This window comes from Cupriavidus sp. 05T313, from assembly GCF_056396665.1.
This window is the reverse complement of record NZ_JBFTLX010000118.1, coordinates 1-19,923: the sequence shown is the minus strand read 5'-3', so window position 1 is coordinate 19,923 and position 19,923 is coordinate 1. Positions and strand designations below refer to the sequence as shown.

The window sequence follows — 19,923 nt, the reverse complement described above, 5'->3', positions numbered from 1 at the left end:
ATGCTGGCTACCGTCTTTTTACCGCGGGCCTGCTGCACGCCCAAGGCTGAAGTCAGCAACGTACCTCCGACGCACCAGCCCAGCGCGTTCACCTGAGCCGCGCCACTGATGGCCTGGCTGACTTCCAGCGCCTTCAATACGCCGTGCTCAACATAGTCGTCCCATGTGGTCTCGCTCATATCCGCTTGCGGATTGCGCCACGATACCAGGAACACGGTATGCCCCTGCTCGCAGGCAAAGCGCACGAATGAGTTCTCCGGCTGGAGGTCCAGTATGTAGAACTTGTTGATGCACGGTGGCACGATGACCAGCGGCCGCGAGGCAACCTTATCGGTCAGCGGCTTGTACTGGATCAGCTGCATCAATTCACACTCGAAGACAACGGCCCCCTCGGACGTGGCCACATTGCGGCCTACCTCAAAGGCGGATTCGTCCGTGATTGCGATGCGGCCTCGCCGCGCGTCTTCAACGTAGTTGGCAAGTCCGGAAACGAGGCTTCCGCCCTGGGATTCCAATGCCAGCTGAATGGCTTCCGGATTCGTGCCAAGAAAATTGGCGGGGCTCAAGGATTCAATATACTGGCCGACAAGGAATCTCAGCCTGCTCTTGTCGTCTTCCTCGAGACCGATTGCTTCAGTGATCTCCGAGAGAGTTCTGGCGTTATTCAGGTAGCTTTTCTTGAGAAAGCGGTACCACGGATTGCGATTCCACTCGTCCGCGGCGAAGCGTCGATCCGGATTTTCCCCACCCGTCTCTTCGCTCCATACCGACCTCATCACGGCTGCCTGCCCTTCCAGATGGCGCAGATTGGAGCGCAGCAGGCCAGAAAAATCCATGCTGCAGGACAAGAACCTCTGCCCGGCCATATACTCGGCCGTTTTTTTAAATGGAGCAGAATATACTTGGAGCAACTTATCTGAAAATGCCAATGGAAGAGACACGCCGTTCTCCGTAAAGTTAGTCGAATTTGAGATTGGAGCTGGCTAACCAGCCAGCTCCGCGGCATTACTGGACCCTGCGCGCCAACGACGTCGGCATCACCAGCGCGTCCCCGTCCACCACGACCTTGTCTTGCACCGTACAGACCGTAGTCAGCGAGACGCGCTGCTTCCCTGGCTGCAACTCCTTGACGGTCACGGTAACCTTGACTGTTTCCCCTGGCCTTACGGGCGCTCTGAAGCGAACGTTCTGGCTCAGATAGATCGTCCCAGGCCCCGGCAAGCGTCCGGCAATGGCTGCCGAGATCACGCTGGCGGTCAGCATGCCGTGGGCGATGCATCCGCCGAACTGGGTCGTGCGGGCAAATTCCTCGTCGAGGTGCACGGCATTGTTGTCGCCAGAAGCGGCCGCAAACAGTGCGATATCCGCTTCGGTGATGGTTCTGTCGAAGGTGGCGCTCATCCCGAGCTCCAGGTCTTCATAGTCATAGCCATTCAGTGCGTTCATTACGTTTCCTGGTAGTAGTTGAATCCGTCTCGCCCTGGCAGTGACAAGCTCGCAGGGACGCACATGCGCTACCGGGGCTTCGCAGCCTCGGTCCTTGGCAATATGGGTTTCCATCTTCGAGGCCTGGGGTGAGGTGAGCGCGATGCCCGAGGAAAGGCGCTGCGAGGATCGATTGGGCTCACGCCGGCAGCACGGTGCCGAAATTTCCAGAGGCGAAGCTTAAGGCCGGCGCGATAACTACCTAAAACGGTTTTTCCCGCTGATATTTATCGAAAAAAACGATTGATTCCAACGATGGGCATGTATCGCAACATGCGTCGCCTCCCCCCCGCTCCGAGGGGGGAACGGCGTCGCTCACAGCCATACACTGGGAAGTCATGACGACATGATGAGAGATCGGCGCGATGTTCTGTGCTGGAACAACGACCTGCTTCGGCGCCACAGAACAGGATGCCGGTGTAGTGGTGGTCGGGATTCGTCAGAGGAAGGCCTCCCGAGGCCGCGCCATGCGCCGCCAGCCTATACGGCTTGCGGCAAGGGACCGAGCAAGTTACAGAAGCAACGCCTCCTCAAAGTCCATCTGGTCTTGCGCATGGAACAACGCCCCAAGGCTCGCCGCGCCCTCTGCCGCCATCCCGCCATCGTCGCCGCTGCCCGCCCCACCCCGCATGGCGTCCAGGCTCCGCCTCATGCCCGCGACCGCTGCGCCCGGCAGCAGCGTGGTAAGGCTGACCCGCCGGACGCCCAGGCCGCGCAGCCGTTCCAATGGCAGGCTTGCGGCGGATGGGCTGGGCACCAGCCCGGTGCCGGCGCTGAGCGTCACCGGGATATCTAGCGCGCGCACCAGGCGAGTGATGTCGTTCTCGGTCCGCGGCGCGATGGGCAGCAGCATATCGGCGCCCGCCGCCTGATAGGCCCGGGCCCGTTGAATGACCTGCTCGGTGGACTCGCACGCAAACGCGTCCGTGCGGGCGATGATCATGAAGTTGCTGTCGCGCCTGGCACGCTGCGCGGCATCGATCTTGGCGATCATCTCGCCGACCGGCACCACCTCCTTGCCGCCCGGCGAGGCCCAGCGCCTTGGCACCACCTGGTCCTCTATGTTCAGGCCGGCGGCGCCGGCCTCTTCGAACAACTCGACGGCATAGTGCACGCCGCGTGGATTGCCATAGCCCGCGTCCGCGTCCGCGGTGATGGGGATGGATGACACGCGCGTCAGGCGGCGGCAGTGCTCCACGCATTCCGTCAGCGTGAGCAGGCCGATGTCCGGGACGCCGAGCAAGCTGTAGGAGAGCATGGCGCCGCTGATGCACGCGCTCTGGTAGCCCGCCTGCTCCACCAGCCGGAGACTGAAGATATCGTGCACGGCCGGCGCCACGACAAACGGCTCCGTGCGCAACAGCGCGCGCAGGGATGCCGTCTTTTGAGACGTGGCGGGTCTTTGCATGGACTTGGGCTCGCAACGAGGAAAAGAAGTCATCACGCCGTTCACTCCTTCGGCATGCCGTCGGCCAGCTTGCGCATCATCGGCTTGCGGGCCGCGATTTCCCTGGCCCAGTCGTCGCCGGGCAGGTAGGCCAGGACCGGTGCGTCGTTGCCGGCCTTCTTCAGGTACTCGGGATCCCTGAGCGTCGCCCTGACAGCTACTCGCAGTTTCTCCACGATGGCGGGCGGCACACCCGCGGGCACGGCAATCCCCCGCTCGGCAGGCATTACGTCGTCGAACCCCTGCTCCCTGGCCGTCGGCACATCGGGTAGCGAAGCGGCCCGCTTCTCCCCCATTTGCGCGATAATCTTCAGCGGCACAGCCTCCTTGCCCGCATCCTGCAGTTCACCCGTAGTGACCGCCGCGAAGTCGATATGCCCGCCAAACAACGCCGTCTTGGACTGCGCCGTGCCGTTATACGGGATGTCGTTGACCTTCACGCCCGCCACATTCTGCAATTGCAATAGCGCCAGGTGCCCGTTCGTCCCGACCCCGTTGTGACCAAAAGACAAGGAGGCAGGCTTCTTCTTCAATGCCGAAACCACGTCCTTCAGGTTGTTGTACGGACTCTCCTTCCTGGCCACCAGGATGGTCGGGTCGCTCAGCACGCGCGCTACCAGTTGCAGCCCGGCCGGATCGAAATTCGTCTTCTTGTAGAGCGGCGCGAACGCCATGGCAGGCAGGTTGACCACGCCGATGGTGTAGCCATCCGGGGCCGAGCGCATCAGGCCGATGTTCGAGATCTCGCTGGCGGCGCCCGGCTTGTTCTGCACCACCAGGCTGGCGTTTGCGCCAAGGTAGCGCTGGATGAACGGCGCCATCGTGCGCGCCATGGTATCGGTGCCTCCGCCGGCGGCAAAACCGACGAAGACCTGGATCGGATGATCGGCGGGCCACTCCGCCCGCGCCGCGGTCGCCGCCAACCCGAGCGACAGGAGCACTGTGGTGAGCACGTTGAACGTCCCGCGTGTCTTGTTGCGTGTCTTGAAGCTGTGCCGCATGGCCTCCCCCTTTCCGAACCGATATTGACAATGGCCGAACGATACGTAGCTCCCGCTCCGGAAGAAAGCGAGAAATCTTCACTGCCCCCGGTGAGAATTTGGAATGGCAGCGCGCTGGCGGCGCCAGGCCCCCATCGCGGGACAGGGGCGGCGCCATGACCCTCAAGCAACTGGAAGCCTTCTACTGGGCCGCAAAACTTGGCAGCTTTTCCGTGGCGGCTGCACGCCTGCATGTCACGCAGTCATCGCTGTCGAAGCGCATCGCGGAGTTGGAGGACGACCTGGGAAAGGCGCTCTTCGACCGTACCGGGCAACGCTCGGTCATCACCGACGCCGGCGAGCGACTGCTTGAGCATGCTGCCCAGATTCTCGAGATTGAAAGCCGTATCCGCTCGGACCTGGACATGTCCGGCGCACTGCGCGGGAGTTGCCGGTTCGGCATCAGCGAACTGGTGGCATCCACCTGGTTCCCGGGACTAGTCGCCCGCGTTCGCGAGCTGCATCCGCATCTCGTGCTGCAACCGCAGGTCGACCTGACGCTGAACCTCGAACGCAAGCTGGAGCGCGGCGAACTCGACTTCGCGATCATTCCCGGCCCGTCCTCCTCCTCCAACCTCTCGCAGGAAAAGGTCGGTGAGCTCGCATACCAGTGGATGGCATCGCCAGAGCGGCTGGCATCCGGCACTGTCCTGACAGCCCGGCACTTCGCGGAGCATCCGGTGATCACGCTCAGCGCCGAAGCGGGCCTGACGCTCGCCTTCGAGAAATGGGCGGCGGAGCAGAAACTCGAGATTCCCAGGGCGCTGGTTTGCAACAGCCTGTCGGCCTTGATTGCGCTGGTGATTGCCGGCGTGGGGATCAGCCTCTTTCCGCGATCCTATGTGGCGCCTCTCGTGCGCGCCGGCAAGCTGGCGGAGCTGGCAAGCCAGCCGGCTCCGCACAACCTGTCCTACTATTTCCAGTGGCGCACGGGCGACACGCGTGCCGTGGTCCGGTCACTGAGGACGGTCACGATGGAAGAGGCGGATTTTTCAGTGAGTTCGCCGTTATGGCCCGGCGAGGCAAGGATCGGCTAGCGCCGGGGGCGGCGCGGGCTTTTCCCGGAGATTGTCCTGACGCTAGCGTGTGGCGAATGACCGCGCGGGCCGGACGCGCGGCGATGCCGCCGGACTACGGCCGCAGCGGATGTGCGAGAAAGAAGCGCACCATCTCGGCGCTGGCGTCGGGCCCGCTGTCATCGGTGTACGTCCCGCGCGAACTGCCCCCCGCCCATGCGTGAGGCGCCCCGTGGATGAGCCAGTATTCCGCGTCGACGCCTTCGGGCGATGTCAGTTGCCGGTGTGTGAAGGTGCGCCCGCCCCGGCTGCGCTGCTGCTTGTCCCGGTGCGTACCACCCTGGAAATCACGCAGCAGGCGCTCGCCGTTGGACACATGCACCGTGGCGTCGGCATCGCCGTGAAATACGATGAGGGGCCGCGACTGCGAGACAGCACCGTTGCCCCGGGGCGCGGTCCGCGCTTTCTCCATCAGCTTCGCGGCCAGGTTCCCGCCCTTCATCGCAGCCAGTGCCGATGGCAGGTCGTGCGCGCTGCCACAAGGCAAGCCGGAATGAATCCCCGCCGCGGCATACAGCTCCGGATGCGTCTGCACCATCACGGCAGCCATGGCGCCGCCGGCGGACAAGCCGGCCACGTACACGCGATCCGCGTCAACCGGGTGGTTCGCCATGACTTCCCGCGTGATGCCCGCGATCAGCGCTGGCTCGCCCTGGCTGCGCTGCTGGTCGCCCGGCTTGAACCAGTTCCAGCATTTGGACGGGTTGGCCGTCATTGGCTGGATGGGATACGCAACCAGGAAGCCGTGCCGCCCGGCCAGCGCATTCATGCGCGTGCCCGCCGCGAAATCATCAGCGTCCTGCGTGCACCCGTGCAGCATCACGACCAGCGGCAGCGGCTGGCCATCGTAGCCGCCAGGCACGTAGAGCTTGTAGGCGCGCTCGCCGGCGTGACTGGCGTAATGCCTTGTAGTGAAGTGCCCGGTGTCCTGCACGCCGGGCCGCGGCGCCGGCTTTGGTTCCCGCCGGGGCTGCGTGCGCGCCTCGCCGGCTTTGGCGGCGGGACCTTCCGCGTCCGCGTCCGCTGCCGGCGCCGTGCGCGGCAGCAGCGCCTCGACGACTTGCGCAGGCTGGAAACCGGCGGCGGCGCCGCTATCGCGCAGCGCGCGCTGTATGACTTCGGTGGCCTCCAGCGGACCGGCCGTGCGCAACAGCGCCATGGCTTCGTGCATGGAAGCCAGGAATGCTTCGTTCATTTTCATCATGGTGTCCTTCGAGGGGCCTGCAGGAGAACCTGCAGCGGGGCCTCAGGTGATTGCCGGGCTCAGCGGATGCGCCCGGCCAGTGCCGCCTTGACCGCGGCGGAGGCATGGAAAGCGCCCAGTACGACAATCGACTGGATCGTGGCCAGGGCCAGTTCGGGCGTGACGTCGGCGGCGATGCTGGCAAGGCCCAGCACATGAATGTCCAGACGCTGCCGTGCCGCTTGCGCGGCCTCCAGGTCCTGCCGGGAAAAATGCTGCAGGCCGAGTACCAGCGCGCGCCGCGTCACGGTCTCGCTGACGGCCTGCGCATGGATCGCAAGCTGGTTGCGGATCGCGGTACGGATCAGGTCGGTGCGGTTCGAGTAAAAGCCTTCCTCGACCAGCAGGTCGATCTGGCCGAGGTCGACAGGGCCAAGGTTGATCGTGATCTTCTCGGTCTCGCCGCCTTTGGGCCGGGGAGGTGCTGCAAGTGCTCTTTGTTGCTCGTTCATTGTGACCCGCCATCCAAATACCATCCAATGGGATGGTTATAGGATGGAGACCGGTCCTAGTCAAGCAGGAATACTGCTTTGTGACGTCCAAGGCTGAATGGGCTTCGTTCCGGCTGGCAGGCAGCGAATTCAAGGGCTTCCCGGCGGCATATGAAATCTTTCACCCGGGGGTGGGGAGGAAACGGTTCCCCGGTATGCTCACTCGAAATACCGGAACCGGGGGCGGACAATGCGCTCTGGTGCCACCTCTGTGTCCGCCCTGCCGGGCCATTCCAGGATCCATATGCATTTCCCTACCTTTGCCAAGTGCGCCAACCGGTGGTCCCGCCATGCCGGACACAGGATTGCCTTGGCAAGTTGGGCGGCAGCGCTAGCGCTGACAGCCGGCTGCACGCCGGACTCGGTCCGCAACATCGAGGCGCAAGGCTTCGACGCGTACCTGGATAGCCTGAACCGGCGTTGCCCGAACCTGATGATCGGCAATAACAATGTGAGCGAGTGGCTGCGCACCGACGGCAGCCAGGGCGACAGCGACTATGTCTACTGGCTCGACCAGACCTCGCGCCTCTACTACCACCGCATTACACCCGCGCAGTACCGCGACTCGGTCATCGGCGGGCTGGGGCAAGGCAAGTCGGACACGCGCGCGGTGGACTGCATCATCAACAGCCTGCCTGCGCAGCGCCCGACGAGCCCGGCCAGCGACAAGCGGCCGTAGTTTCCGCTCAGCGGGTGACGCCGCTTCCGGACACTGCAAGCAAGCCGGATTGCGGCGCTTGCACCCGATGCCCGGATAGTGATCCAGCCGGCAGGCCGCCCTCGGAACTCGCCCCAAAAAGCCAATTGACAATGCCGCCCCCGTGGCATTTGATGAAGCGTCAGCCATGCCTGTTCCAAGGGTGAGCGAGGAGCCCGGCTATGCCAAGCGGCCGCAACATGACGACGTGGGAAACCGCGCTACAGGCGGTCGAGCGTGCCGAGCGCTTGCATCGCCAGTTCTTTCGCCCGGCCGGCCAGCTTGGCCTGCGCCCGGTGTGGGAGCCGCCCGTGGAAATCTTCGAGCAGGGCAAGCAGATCGCCGTCGTGGTGGCGCTGCCCGGCGTGAAGCCAGAGTGCATCGACATCGGGCTGGATGCCAACACGCTCAGCATCCGTGCCGAACGCGCGCTGCACCGCGCCTTCGCCGGCGGTACCGTGCACTGCCTTGAGATTCCCTATGGCCGCTTTGAGCGGCACATCCAGCTTCCTCCCGGGCGCTACGGCATGCAGCAGAGCGAATCCGTGGATGGCTGTCTCGTGCTGATCCTCGAGAGATCGGAGTAGGCGGGACCTGCGCGAAGCCGACTTTGCGCGCTGCCGAATTTTTTCGCGAAGACCTGGCTACACGCGCCAGGCCCGCAGGAGACACCACCATGAGCACCTATATCGGAGGCGAATCCGCCTTGACCAGGGAGAGTGGGCAGATTGCGCAAAGCGTGGAACAGGGCAGCGTTGCGCAAGCTACCGAAGTGGCCGACGGCGGCACGGCGTCCGCCCTGCCACCCGATGGACTCATCCTGCTCCCGGTCCGCGATATCGTCCTCTTCCCCGGCCTGGCAATCCCGCTGGCAATTGGACGCGAGCGCGCGAAGGCAGGCGTGAGCGCGGCCGTACTGGGTCAGCTCCCGCTCGGGTTGGTGCTCCAGCGTGACCCGCAGGCCGAAGATCCGGAACTCGATGCGCTCTATGGCATGGGTACCGTGGCCAATGTGCTGCGCTATGTGACCAGCCCGGATGGGACCCACCACCTGGTTTGCCAGGGCGCCCAGCGCTTCCGGCTGCTCGAACCGCTGACCGGCTACCCCTTTCTGGCCGCCAGGGTGGAGATGCTTGCCGAACCCACGCAGCGCGACCCGAACATCGAAGCACGCGCGCTGGTCCTGAAGGAACGCGCGGCGGACATGTTCGCGCTGCTGCCAGGCACTCCGGCGGAATTGACCGGTTCCCTGCAGGCGATCGAGTCGCCCGGCTTGCTGGCGGACACGCTGGCCGGGTTGGTCGACATCGCGCTGGAGCGCAAGCAGGAGATCCTCGAAACGCTTGAGCTGTGCAAGCGGCTGGACCGGGTGACGGATGCCGTGGCGGCGCGCATCGAAGTGCTGCGCCTGTCCCGCGAGATCGCGGAACAAACCCGCGGCAGGCTGGACCAGCGCCAGCGCGAGATGATGCTGCGCGAACAGCTCAAGACCATCCAGCACGAACTGGGCGAGAACACGGAGAGCCACGAGGAGATCCGCAAGCTGGCCGAAGCGATCGCCGCCGCCGGCATGCCGCCCGAGGTCGAATCGCATGCGCGCAAGGAACTGGCCCGGCTGGAACGGATGCCGGAAGCCTCCGGCGAGTACTCGATCAGCATCAGCTACCTTGAATGGCTGACCGAGATGCCGTGGCGCCTTCCCGATGAGAAGCCCATCGATATCGCGCGGGCGCGCCAGATCCTTGACGACGAACACTACGGGCTGAACAAGATCAAGCGCCGCATCCTGGAGTATCTCGGCGTCAGGAAGCTGAATCCGCACGGCAAGGGCCCGATCCTTTGCTTCGTCGGGCCACCCGGCGTGGGCAAGACCTCGCTTGGTCAGAGCATCGCTCGGGCGATGGAGCGGCCTTTCGTGCGGGTGAGCCTGGGCGGCCTGCATGACGAGTCGGAACTGCGCGGCCATCGGCGCACTTATATCGGTGCCATGCCAGGCAACATCATCCAGGCAATCCGCAAGGCCGGCGCGCGCAACTGCGTGATGCTGCTCGACGAACTCGACAAGCTTGGCCAGGGCGTGCACGGCGATCCGGCAGCCGCCATGCTCGAAATCCTGGATCCCGGCCAGAACGCGAGTTTTCGCGATAACTACCTGGGCGTGACCTTCGACCTGTCGGCCATTGTCTTCATTGCCACCGCGAACCAGTTGGAAAGCATCCCGGGCCCCCTGCGCGATCGCATGGAAATGCTGGAACTGGCCGGCTACACAGAGGCCGAGAAGGCGCAGATCGCGCGGCGCTACCTGCTGCCCCGCCAGCTCGAAGCGTGCGGCCTGGCGCCGGCGCAATGCGAACTGACCGAGGAGGCCTTGGCCGCCATCATCCGCGACTACACGCGCGAGGCCGGCGTGCGCAGTCTCGAACGGCAGATCGGCGCGGTCCTGCGCCATGTGGCAATGCTGGTGGCCGAGGATCCGGCCATCCGCAAGCGCATCGGGCCTGACGACCTGCCGTCCATCCTGGGGCATCGCCGCTTCGAGAGCGAATCGGCTTTGCGTACCAGCCTGCCTGGTGTGGCAACCGGCCTGGCATGGACCCCGGTTGGCGGCGACCTGCTCTTCATTGAAGCGGGCAGCACGCCGGGCGGCGGCAGGCTGCTGCTGACCGGCCAGCTTGGCGACGTGATGAAGGAAAGCGCGCAGGCGGCGCTGACGCTGGTCAAGTCGCGCTGCGCGTCCCTGCACATCGATTGCGGCAGCTTCGACAAGCACGACATTCATGTCCACGTGCCCGCCGGCGCCGTTCCCAAGGATGGGCCCAGCGCCGGCGTAGCCATGTTCATCGCCACGGCCTCGCTGCTGATGGGCCGGCCGGTGCGCAGCGACTGCGCCATGACCGGCGAGATCAGCCTGCGCGGCATCGTGCTGCCGGTCGGCGGCATCAAGGAGAAGGTGCTGGCTGCCCTGCGCGGCGGTATCAAGACCGTGCTGCTGCCCGCGCGCAACGCCCCCGACCTTGACGACCTGCCGGCGGACGCGCGCAGCCAGTTGCGTTTCGTGATGTTGGAAACGGTGGATGACGCRCTGGGCGAGGTGCTGGAAAAGGAGAGCGGAGGCTAAGCCCGGAGTCCGCCGCAGGTACGGGAATCCGGACCTGCGCGTCGGCTGGGGCAACGCCCTCAGCAAGATCGCGACGCGGTGCGAGGAGGCGGCACCGGCGCGAAACGGATACCGCGGGACAGGTTGTTGTTTCACTACCGCAACAACAATTTCTTGATTTCGTTATATTCCGCACATAAGATCACCCGGAACAAGAAAAAACATCAAATATCCGGGCGGGCGTCCATGACGCCGAACCACCCTGGCGGCACAGCCAGGATGGGGGTCGAAATCCGAAGGTGGTGGGTGCTGCCATAGCGCTGGTCCGCGCTGGCGGCGCCGCGCCATGCCTGCGGGTTCAGCCTGCTCCATTGCATCTGTACGGGGAGGTAAGGCATGAACGCGCTGCTCGTCGAAAGCCATCCGTTGCTCCGCATCGCCATGCTCACGCTGTTGCAGCGTGTTGCGGGCATCGATCATGTCCTTGCCATCGACCCCACGGAATTCCCCGCCGCTTGTCATGCCGGAGGCGACGTTGACCTGATTGTCTTCGGCATGCCCGGCAATCCGGACACGGGCTGGCAGTGGCTCGGCATGGTACGCAGGATATGGCCGGCACCGCGCTTGCTGTTGCTATCCGATACCGTTCCCCTGGAATTGCCCCAGGGCGGGATCACGACGGGTTTTTGCGGCTGTCTCGCGAAATCGGCGCCGCTCGACGTGATCGAGTCGGCTGTGCGGCGCATCGCCACCGGTCATGCGAGGCATTCCGGCATTGGCCAGCTGCCACTGTTCCCGGCCCTGCCCGCGGCGAAGCAGGCATCGCAACCCGCCGTTGGCAGTGAACGGCCCGGTGCAGAGGCCATGATGCTGGGACTGACCCAGCGCCAGTACGATGTGCTGGTATTGATTGCCCGGGGCCATGCGTTCAAGACCGTGGGCCGCTTGCTGAATATCTCCGTGCCCACCGTCAAGACCCACGCCCGCACCATCTACAAGCACCTGCAGGCGGGCGGGAAGGAAGAAGCCGTCTACAAGGCACGGGAGCGGGGCCTTAACCTGGCACGGGGGGCAGGCGGTGGCAGCACGCCGCGCGGTGGCGCAGCACCGCTGGCCCTGGCCGGCGGCAACGCCCCCACCATGCGGCAGGAGGACCTGATCTGAACCGGGCCTCGCACCCGGTCAGCGCGGGGGAAGCCTGCGGTACGCGCGCCGCCCTGTCATGCCAGGCTGATCCACGTCGTCTTCAGGTCCGTGTACTTGTCCAGTGCGTGCAATGACTTGTCTCGCCCCGAACCCGACTGCTTCACGCCGCCAAAGGGTACCGTCACGTCGCTGTCCATATAGCAGTTGACCCATACCAGCCCTGCCTGCAGCTTGCGCGAGACCCGGTGGGCACGGGAGAGACTGGATGTCCAGAGCCCCGAGCCAAGTCCATAGGGGGAATCGTTAGCCATGCGGATGGCCTCCTCCTCCGTATCGAAGCGGGTCACCGCCAGCACCGGGCCGAAGATCTCTTCCCGCACGATGGTCAGCGACTGCGTCTGGCATTCGAAGATGGTCGGCTGCATGTAAAAGCCGCCGCTGTCCGAATGCGCGCGCTTGCCGCCGGCAAGCAGCCTTGCGCCTTCGTCCTCGCCGCTCCGCACGTAGGACATCACCCGCTGCAATTGCGCGCCGTCGACGATGGCGCCCATGGCGGACGCCGGATCCAGCGGGTCGCCCGGCTGCATCCGCGCGGCGTGCGCTTCCAGCTTTTCCAGGAACGCATCGTAGACGCCGCTCTGCACATAGAGACGCGAGCCGGCGATGCAGATCTCGCCCTGGTTGCTGAAGATGCCGATGGCCGCCGCCTGCGCGGCGCGGTCCAGGTCCGGGCAGTCGTCGAAGACGATGTGCGGGGACTTGCCGCCGCACTCCAGCCAGACGCGCTTGAGGTTCGACTGGCCGGAATATTCCATGAAGCGCTTGCCCGTCGCGGTGGACCCGGTGAAGGCGATGCAGTCCACGTCCGGATGGCGGCCCAGCGCCTGGCCCGCGGCGGCGCCAAGTCCCGGCACCACGTTGAAGACACCCGCCGGAATGCCGGCCTCCTCGGCGAGCTCCGCCAGCCGCAGCGCGGTAAGCGGGGACTGCTCCGCCGGCTTCAGCACCACGCTGTTGCCCGCGGCCAGCGCGGGCGCCACCTTCCAGCTGGCCATCAGCAGCGGATAGTTCCAGGGAACCACCGCCGCGACCACGCCGAGCGGTTCGCGCGTGATGGTGGCCAGTACGCCGGGCGCCGTCGGCGCGATCTCGTCATAGATCTTGTCGATGGCTTCGCCGTACCACGCGTAAGTGCGCCCGGCTTCGGGAATATCGTATTGCAGCGTTTCGGCGATGGGCTTGCCCATGTCCAGCGTTTCCAGCAACGCCAGCTCTTCGCGATGCGCGTCGATCAGGTGCGACAGCCTGAGCAGCACGGCCTTGCGGGCGCTGCGCGGCAGGTCCGACCACACGCCTGACTGGAAAGCCTTGCGCGCCGCGGCCACGGCACGGTCCACGTCTTCGGCACCGCAAGCCGCGACGCTGGCCAGCACCTTGCCGGTGGCGGGGTTGATGGTCTCGAAGGTGGCGCCGTCGACGGCGTCGGCCCAGCGGCCACCGATATAGGCCTGTGTACGGATGGGCACCGTTTCCGCCTGCTTGCGCCAGTAGGCGAGATCTCGCAAATCGCTCATCATGCGTTCCTGTATTCGTTGTGTCCGGGCCGCTCAGGCGTTCGCCTGCGCCACCATCGCGCCCAGCAGCACATTGGCCCCTGCTTCCAGGTGCTCTGGCTTGGCGTCTTCGATTTCGTTGTGACTGATGCCGTCCTTGCAGGGCACGAAGATCATCGCTGTCGGCGCGATGCCGGCGATATAGACGGCATCGTGGCCGGCGCCCGTCACGATGTCCTGGTGGGTATAGCCCCTCGCGGCGGCTTCCTGGCGCACGTGGCCAATCAGTTCGGGGGCGAACGGCGTCGGCGCGAAGTACTGCACGTCCTCCACCGCCACATCCAGTGCCGCGCCGGTGGTGCTGCCATCCGCCACGGCCGCGCAGGCCGCGCGAAAGCGGGCATCCATTTCCGCAAGCCGCGCCGGATCGAGGTGGCGCAGATCCACCGTGAACTTCACCGCGCCGGGGATGACATTGCGCGACGACGGATGCACATTGACCACGCCCACCGTACCGCGCCCGTGCGGCGCGAAATCGTTGGCGATCCGGATCACGGCCTGCATCAGGAACGTGGCGCCATAGAGCGCATCCTTGCGCAGCGGCATCGGCGTGGGGCCGGCATGCGCCTCCATGCCGGTCACGGTGACGTCGTACCAGCGCAAACCCAGCGACCCGGTCACGACGCCGATCACCTTGTCTTCGGCTTCCAGCACCGGCCCCTGTTCGATATGGGCCTCGAAATACGCGCCTACCTCGCGGCCCACCTCGGTGTCGCCGGCGTAGCCGATGGCCGCCAGTTCATCCGCCACGCGCTTGCCCGCCACGTCCGTGGCCGATAGCGCGGTCTCCAGCGGGAAGACGCCGGCGAACACGCCGGAGCCCATCATCACCGGGACAAAGCGCGAGCCCTCCTCGTTGGTCCAGATGGCGACTTCCAGCGGCGCCTCGGTGGTGATGCCGTGGTCGTTCAGCGTGCGCATGACTTCCAGCCCCGCCAGCACGCCATAGCAGCCGTCGAACTTGCCGCCGGTGGGTTGCGTGTCGATATGGCTGCCCGTCATGACCGGCGCGAGGCCGTTGTTGCGCCCTGCCCGGCGGCCAAAGATATTGCCGAGCTTGTCCACCGTCACGCTCAGGCCGGCGTCGCGCATCCATCCGGTCACGAGGTCGCGGCCTTGTCCGTCCAGCGCCGTCAGCGCCAGGCGCGCGTTGCCGCCCTTGGGCGTGGCACCGATCGCGGCGAGATCCATCAGCGACTTCCACAGCCGGTCGCCATTGATTGCGAGTGTCGTCATCTCTTATCTCCTTGCGCCGTCGTGGCTTTACTTGGCGTCGGCCTGCCGGGCGAAGGCTTCCGACCGGATCTGCGACAAGGTCATGCCCGGCGCGATGCCATCGGCGTCATAGCGCAGTTCGAGCAAGGCGGGCAGCTGCTGGCTGTTGGCGAATGCCAGCGCGCGTGCAAAGGCGGGGCCGAACTCGGCGTCGCTGGCGACAACCTCGCCGTAGCCGCGATAGGCGCGGATCAGTTCGCTGAATTCCGGATTATCGAAACCAAGCGCCACGGTGCGGCCCGGAAACTCGCGCTCCTGGTGGGCGCGGATGGTGCCCCAGATGCCGTTGTTGAACACCAGCACCACAATGCCCGCCCGGTACTGCATGGCGACGCCCAGTTCCTSCAGGTTCATCTGGAAGCAGCCATCGCCCGCATAGCAGATCACGGTGCGTTGGGGATTCTCCAGCTTGGCGGCGATGGCGGCGGGCAGGCCGTAGCCCATCGACCCCACCGTCGGCGCCAGGCTCGTGCCGACGCCCTTGAAGCGGTAGTAGGCGTGCGGGTACAAGGCGTAGTTGCCGGCGCCGACGGTGATGCAGGTGTCCTCGGGCACGTTGTCGCGAACGTGGCAGGCCGCCACATTGAGGTTGAGCGCGCCGGGCGCTGCCTTGGGCTCCTGTTCGGACAGATAGACCCGATGGGCTTCATGGCCGGCGTTGCGCGCGCCACGGGGGCTAGATGGCGCAAGCGCGCTGACCGCGGCGGCGAACGAAACGACATCGGCGGCGATCGGCAGCGTGGGATGGAACACGCGCCCGAGTTCGTTCGCGTCGGGGTACACATGGACCAGGCGCTGTTTCGGCAGCGGGCTTTCCACAACCGTATAGCCCTCGCTGGTTGCCTCGCCCATGCGCGTGCCCACGGCGATCAGCAGGTCGCTTTCCTGCACGCGCTTGCGCAGGGAGTCGGGCATGGCCCAACCCACATGCCCGGCAAAATTGGGATGATGGTTATCGAAACATTCCAGGCGCCGCCAGGCCACCCCGACCGGCAGCGCGAAGCGCTCAGCAAAGCCTTCCAGCTGCCGGGATGCGGCCGGCGTCCAGCCGGAGCCGCCTACCAGCAGGAACGGGCGCTCGGCCTGCTCCAGCATCTGCGCGAGCGAGGCCATGGCGTCGGGGGTCGGCGCGCTATGCGCACGGCGATAGCGCGGCACATCGGCCACGCTGGCCTTGCCCCACAGCGTGTCCTCGGGCAGGGCCAGCACGACCGGGCCGGGCCGGCCGCTGGTCGCCACCGCGAAGGCGCGCGCAATGAATTCAGGAATGCGCTCGGTGCGGTCGATCTGCGCCACCCATTTGGTCATCTGGCCGAACATGCGGCGGTAGTCGATCTCCTGGAACGCTTCGCGCTCGTAGAAGTCGTTGCCGACCTGGCCGACGAACAGGATCATGGGCGTGGAGTCCTGGTAGGCGGTATGCACGGCGATGCTGGCATTGGTCGCGCCGGGCCCGCGCGTGACGAAGCAGATGCCGGGCTCGCCGGTCAGCTTGCCGTGCGCTTCCGCCATGTAGCCGGCCCCGCTCTCCTGCCGGCAGACGATGGGCTGGATCTTGTCCTGGTGGTCATACAGCGCATCGATGCAAGGCAGGTAGCTCTCGCCCGGCACCAGGAAGACGCGCTTCACGCCCTGGATAATCAGTTGGTCGATCAGGATCTGGCCGCCGTTGCGCTCTGACAGCGCCGGCAAGGCACGGGGCGAGGGATGATTCATGTCGTGGGTTCCGTTGCGCGATTGCCGCGGCACTACCGCGGCAATCCTTCATTTGCTTGAATTCGATGTCGACTGGCTTGCTGCCTGGCGGTCACTGCAGCAGCGCGGCTTCCAGGATGCCCAGGCCCTCGTCCATCACGGCGTCCTGGATGGTCAGGGGGAACAGGAAGCGAATGACATTGCCATGCACGCCGCAGGTGAGCAGCAGCAGGCCTTTCTCCAGGGCGTGGTCCTGCACTTGCCGTGTGAACTCCGGGTTTGGGCTGCCATCCGCCTTGCGGAACTCCACGGCGATCATCGCGCCAAGTCCCCGGACTTCGCCGATCGCCGTCACGCGCGACTTCAGGCCTTCGAGCTTGTCCTGTAGCCGGCGGCCCAGCGCCGCGCCTCGCTCGATCAGCTTCTCGCTCTCCAGCACGTCCAGTACCGCCAGCGCCGACGCCACCGCCAGCGGATTGCCGGCATAGGTGCCACCCAGGCCGCCGGGGGCTGGTGCATCCATGATCTCGGCCCGCCCGCACACGGCCGACAGCGGCATGCCGCCCGCCAGGCTCTTGGCCATGGTGGTCAGGTCCGGCGCCGCGTCATAGTGCTCCATGGCGAAGAGCTTGCCGGTGCGGCCGAATCCGGTCTGCACTTCGTCGGCGATCAGCAGGATGCCGTGCTCGTCGCAGATGCCGCGCAGCGCGCGCACGAATTCCGCGGGCGCTACGTTGAAGCCGCCCTCCCCCTGGACCGGTTCGAAGATGATGGCGGCAACGCGCCTCGGATCGATATCCGTCTTGAACAGCTGCTGCAGCGCGTTGATCGACTCCTGCACGCTCACGCCATGCAGGGCATTCGGATATGGGGCGTGGAACACATCGGCCGGGAACGGGCCGAATCCCACCTTGTACGGCACGACCTTGCCGGTCAGGGCCATGCCCATCATGGTGCGCCCGTGGAAGCCGCCCGCGAAGGCGATCACGCCGGGGCGCCCGGTGGCGGCACGCGCGATCTTGATGGCGTTCTCCACCGCTTCGGCGCCGGTGGTAAAGAAGGCGGTCTTCTTGGCGAAGGCGCCGGGCGCGCGGGCATTGATCTTCTCGGCCAGCTCGATGTAGCTGGCGTAAGGCACGATCTGGTAGGCCGTGTGGGTGAAGCGCTCCATCTGCGCCTGCATGGCTTGCATCAGGCGCGGGTGACGGTGACCGGTATTGAGCACGGCAATGCCGGCCGCGAAGTCGATATAACGATGGCCTTCGACATCCCACAACTCCGCGTTCTCGGCGCGCTCGGCGTAGAAATTGCACATCACGCCGACGCCACGGGGCGTGGCGGCATCCTTGCGGCGTACCAGGTCTGCGTTCTTCATTGCGTCCTCCTTTGGATTTACTTGTGCGGCGGGGTCCTGACCCCTTTCCGCCGTGTCTCGTGCGCTCCCCGGATCGCTTTCTTACATGGCGATCATTGGGCATCAACTGGTGGCCGGACCAATTCTATGATTCATGCCAGAAAAATGCCAAGCAATTTCGATTATTTGACTGGTGGTCCGGCCACTAGTAGCGAATAGCTTACGTTTTTCACAAGACATTTCGCGGATAAGCGTCGTATAAGATACTTATCATCAGGAGACTGGAGCCTGACGGCAGCCCGAACGGCGCCGGCGGACCGAGACCCCGCTTTTCGCCAGGCCGATATGCAAGCGCCTCATACGCTACTATATTGGCCGGACCACTGCCCACGGTTATCCGCAGACAGAGCGAAACCCGCCTACACCCTTGAATTGAGAGCCTGTTTTGCGGTATTGATCTGACCACCAGTCAATTTGCAATTTGCAGCGGCGCCTACCCATGTCATCTCTTCAAGCAGTTACAGCGCAGCGCCTCTACCGCCTGATCGCGGACCAGATCGCTAAGAAAATCAGCGCCGGGGAATTCGCGCCGGGCGAGCGCCTGCCGGCCGAGCGCGAACTTGCCGAGCAGCTCAACGTGGCGCGCTCGACGTTGCGCGAGGCGTTGATTGCCCTTGAGATCGGCGGCTACATCGAGGTGCGCGTCGGCAGCGGCGTCTTCGTGCTGGAGCCCAAGGAGAACGGGATTGCCGCAGCCAATGGCGCCGAGCCCGGCATCGGAACCGCTATCGAAACCGATCTTGAAGCCGATATCGACCGCCGCCTTGGCGCGGCCCTGGAAGCCAGCCCGTTCGAACTGCTCGAGACGCGCACGCTGTTCGAGCCGGAATGCGCTGCCCTGGCGGCCCAGCACGGGACGCCGGAGCAGATCGCCGCCATCGAAGAGGCCCACCGGGGCATGAATCCCGACCAGTCGCCGGAAGCCGGAGATTTCGCCCATGACCGGGCCTTCCATGAGGCCATTGCCGCGGCCTGTGGAAATGCGGCGCTTGCGTCGGTGGTCGCCCATGTCTGGGACTTGTGCGAGGCCAGCCCCGTGTACAAGCGCCTTGACAAGCACTTTGTGGGCGCGTCGGCCTGGCGCGCTGCGGTAGGCGAGCACGATCGCATCGTGACAGCCATCGTGGCCCGGGACCCGATCCGGGCGCGCCACGCCATGTCCTTCCACTTGCTGGCAATTGTCTCCCGCCTGTCAGAGGAAATCGCCGAGTAGATCACCCGGCGGGCCGGGTCCCGGCTCCCGCCTCCCCGCCCACATCGCCGGCTGCCATCGCGCATCCGCACACAACTGGTGCAAACCGGTTCCCGCCCCCGCTTCGTCAGCGGCAGTGGCACGCACCATTCCCACGCATCGACCCGGACATGACGTGCCGCATTCGCATCTTTCCGCTGGCACGCGGCTTGCGTGAATGAGAAAGAACGTAGCCTTTTGCCATAATTGGCCTGACCACCAGAACACCAGACCTAGAACAACTACCTATTACACTGCCATTCGGGCTCGCCTACGATATATTGGCCTGACCACCAGAACACAGATGCACTACGCCTCGCCATCCAGGAACGCCTCATGAACACTGACCACGCCTCCACTACCCAGCCGGAAACCGGTCATCCTCCTCGCAACATGAAGAAGATCGCCGCCGCCAGCGTCATCGGCACAACAGTCGAATGGTATGACCTGTTCATCTTCGCCACGGCTTCGGCCCTGGTCTTCAACAAGGTCTTCTTCCCCGCCTTCGATCCCCTGACCGGGACCTTGCTCGCCTTCGGCACCTTTGCATCGGCCTATGTCGCCCGCATGGTCGGCGCCGCGCTGTTCGGGCATTTCGGCGACAAGGTCGGCCGCAAGTCCATGCTGCTGGTATCGCTCATCATGATGGGCTCGGCCACGTTCGCCATCGGCCTGCTGCCCGACTACCGCTCGATCGGCATCTGGGCGCCCATCCTGCTGCTGACGCTGCGCGTCATCCAGGGGCTTGCGCTAGGCGGCGAATGGGGCGGCGCTGTACTGATGGCGGTGGAACATGCACCGGCCAACCGGCGCGGCCTCTACGGCTCGTGGGTGCAGATCGGCGTTCCCGCGGGCACGCTCATCGCCAACCTGGCATTCCTGCTCAGCAATGCGGTGATGTCCAATGAGGCGCTGCTGTCCTGGGGCTGGCGCATTCCGTTCCTGGCCAGCGTATTGCTGGTCGGCGTGGGCA

General features: G+C 65.2%; 18 protein-coding genes. 7 read left to right on the top strand and 11 right to left on the bottom strand.

Annotated features, from left to right (window positions below):
* The 4 genes from AC1DKD_RS23585 to AC1DKD_RS23570 form a co-directional block, all read right to left on the bottom strand.
* Positions 1-941 (bottom strand): PHA/PHB synthase family protein (locus AC1DKD_RS23585; protein ID WP_477143771.1); only part of this gene is annotated, 941 nt, incomplete at its 3' end.
* 64 nt (positions 942-1,005) lie between these two features.
* Positions 1,006-1,446, bottom strand: coding sequence for a MaoC family dehydratase (locus tag AC1DKD_RS23580; RefSeq protein WP_035869587.1), 441 nt, complete (start codon positions 1,444-1,446; stop codon positions 1,006-1,008).
* A gap of 550 nt (positions 1,447-1,996) precedes the next feature.
* Entirely contained in the window at positions 1,997-2,893 is an 897-nt protein-coding gene (locus AC1DKD_RS23575) for an isocitrate lyase/PEP mutase family protein (RefSeq protein WP_441634212.1), read from the bottom strand.
* Between the two features lie 41 nt (positions 2,894-2,934).
* Positions 2,935-3,933 carry a tripartite tricarboxylate transporter substrate binding protein gene (locus tag AC1DKD_RS23570; protein ID WP_441634210.1) on the bottom strand — a complete coding sequence of 333 codons (999 nt, stop codon included), beginning with the start codon at positions 3,931-3,933 and terminating at the stop codon, positions 2,935-2,937.
* 155 nt (positions 3,934-4,088) lie between these two features.
* Here AC1DKD_RS23570 and AC1DKD_RS23565 point away from each other — a divergent pair, with 155 nt between their 5' ends.
* On the top strand, positions 4,089-5,009 hold the full coding sequence (locus AC1DKD_RS23565; protein ID WP_441634208.1) for a LysR family transcriptional regulator: 921 nt from the start codon (positions 4,089-4,091) through the stop codon (positions 5,007-5,009).
* A 94-nt stretch (positions 5,010-5,103) separates the two neighbouring features.
* Here the strand turns inward: AC1DKD_RS23565 and AC1DKD_RS23560 are convergent, their stop codons facing one another.
* Together AC1DKD_RS23560 and AC1DKD_RS23555 are read right to left on the bottom strand one after the other, a co-directional pair.
* On the bottom strand, positions 5,104-6,249 hold the full coding sequence (locus tag AC1DKD_RS23560; protein ID WP_441634234.1) for an extracellular catalytic domain type 1 short-chain-length polyhydroxyalkanoate depolymerase: 1,146 nt from the start codon (positions 6,247-6,249) through the stop codon (positions 5,104-5,106).
* A 62-nt stretch (positions 6,250-6,311) separates the two neighbouring features.
* Entirely contained in the window at positions 6,312-6,743 is a 432-nt protein-coding gene (locus AC1DKD_RS23555; protein ID WP_045242757.1) for a CopG family transcriptional regulator, read from the bottom strand.
* 349 nt (positions 6,744-7,092) lie between these two features.
* On the opposite strand from AC1DKD_RS23555, the gene AC1DKD_RS23550 reads away from it, so the two are divergent.
* The 3 genes from AC1DKD_RS23550 (at position 7,093) to lon (ending at position 10,597) form a co-directional block, all read left to right on the top strand.
* The gene (locus AC1DKD_RS23550; protein ID WP_441634206.1) at positions 7,093-7,461 is read left to right on the top strand and encodes a hypothetical protein; all 369 of its coding nucleotides are present in this window, start codon (positions 7,093-7,095) and stop codon (positions 7,459-7,461) included.
* Positions 7,462-7,661: 200 nt separating this feature from the next.
* Positions 7,662-8,066 carry an Hsp20/alpha crystallin family protein gene (locus tag AC1DKD_RS23545; protein WP_035869573.1) on the top strand — a complete coding sequence of 135 codons (405 nt, stop codon included), beginning with the start codon at positions 7,662-7,664 and terminating at the stop codon, positions 8,064-8,066.
* An 89-nt stretch (positions 8,067-8,155) separates the two neighbouring features.
* Complete coding sequence (gene lon / locus AC1DKD_RS23540; protein WP_441634203.1) at positions 8,156-10,597, top strand: endopeptidase La; 2,442 nt, start codon at positions 8,156-8,158, stop codon at positions 10,595-10,597.
* Between the two features lie 203 nt (positions 10,598-10,800).
* Here lon and AC1DKD_RS23535 read toward each other — a convergent pair whose 3' ends face one another.
* Entirely contained in the window at positions 10,801-10,974 is a 174-nt protein-coding gene (locus AC1DKD_RS23535; protein WP_441634201.1) for a hypothetical protein, read from the bottom strand.
* Between AC1DKD_RS23535 and AC1DKD_RS23530 the strand changes: the two genes are divergently transcribed.
* Positions 10,973-11,740 (top strand): response regulator transcription factor, encoded by a 768-nt coding sequence (locus AC1DKD_RS23530; protein ID WP_441634199.1) that lies wholly within the window; start codon positions 10,973-10,975, stop codon positions 11,738-11,740. The genes AC1DKD_RS23535 and AC1DKD_RS23530 overlap by 2 nt on opposite strands.
* A gap of 56 nt (positions 11,741-11,796) precedes the next feature.
* Here AC1DKD_RS23530 and AC1DKD_RS23525 read toward each other — a convergent pair whose 3' ends face one another.
* From AC1DKD_RS23525 to gabT, 4 genes are all read right to left on the bottom strand, one after another.
* The gene (locus tag AC1DKD_RS23525; protein WP_441634197.1) at positions 11,797-13,296 is read right to left on the bottom strand and encodes an aldehyde dehydrogenase; all 1,500 of its coding nucleotides are present in this window, start codon (positions 13,294-13,296) and stop codon (positions 11,797-11,799) included.
* Between the two features lie 33 nt (positions 13,297-13,329).
* Positions 13,330-14,571 carry a Zn-dependent hydrolase gene (locus AC1DKD_RS23520; RefSeq protein ID WP_441634195.1) on the bottom strand — a complete coding sequence of 414 codons (1,242 nt, stop codon included), beginning with the start codon at positions 14,569-14,571 and terminating at the stop codon, positions 13,330-13,332.
* 27 nt (positions 14,572-14,598) lie between these two features.
* Entirely contained in the window at positions 14,599-16,326 is a 1,728-nt protein-coding gene (locus AC1DKD_RS23515) for a thiamine pyrophosphate-binding protein (protein ID WP_477143770.1), read from the bottom strand.
* A gap of 91 nt (positions 16,327-16,417) precedes the next feature.
* Entirely contained in the window at positions 16,418-17,680 is a 1,263-nt protein-coding gene (gene gabT / locus AC1DKD_RS23510; protein ID WP_441634191.1) for a 4-aminobutyrate--2-oxoglutarate transaminase, read from the bottom strand.
* Positions 17,681-18,158: 478 nt separating this feature from the next.
* Between gabT and AC1DKD_RS23505 the strand changes: the two genes are divergently transcribed.
* The gene (locus AC1DKD_RS23505; RefSeq protein ID WP_045242741.1) at positions 18,159-18,932 is read left to right on the top strand and encodes a FadR/GntR family transcriptional regulator; all 774 of its coding nucleotides are present in this window, start codon (positions 18,159-18,161) and stop codon (positions 18,930-18,932) included.
* Between the two features lie 354 nt (positions 18,933-19,286).
* The coding region (locus tag AC1DKD_RS23500) for an MFS transporter (RefSeq protein WP_477143769.1) at positions 19,287-19,923 on the top strand (637 nt) is incomplete at its 3' end.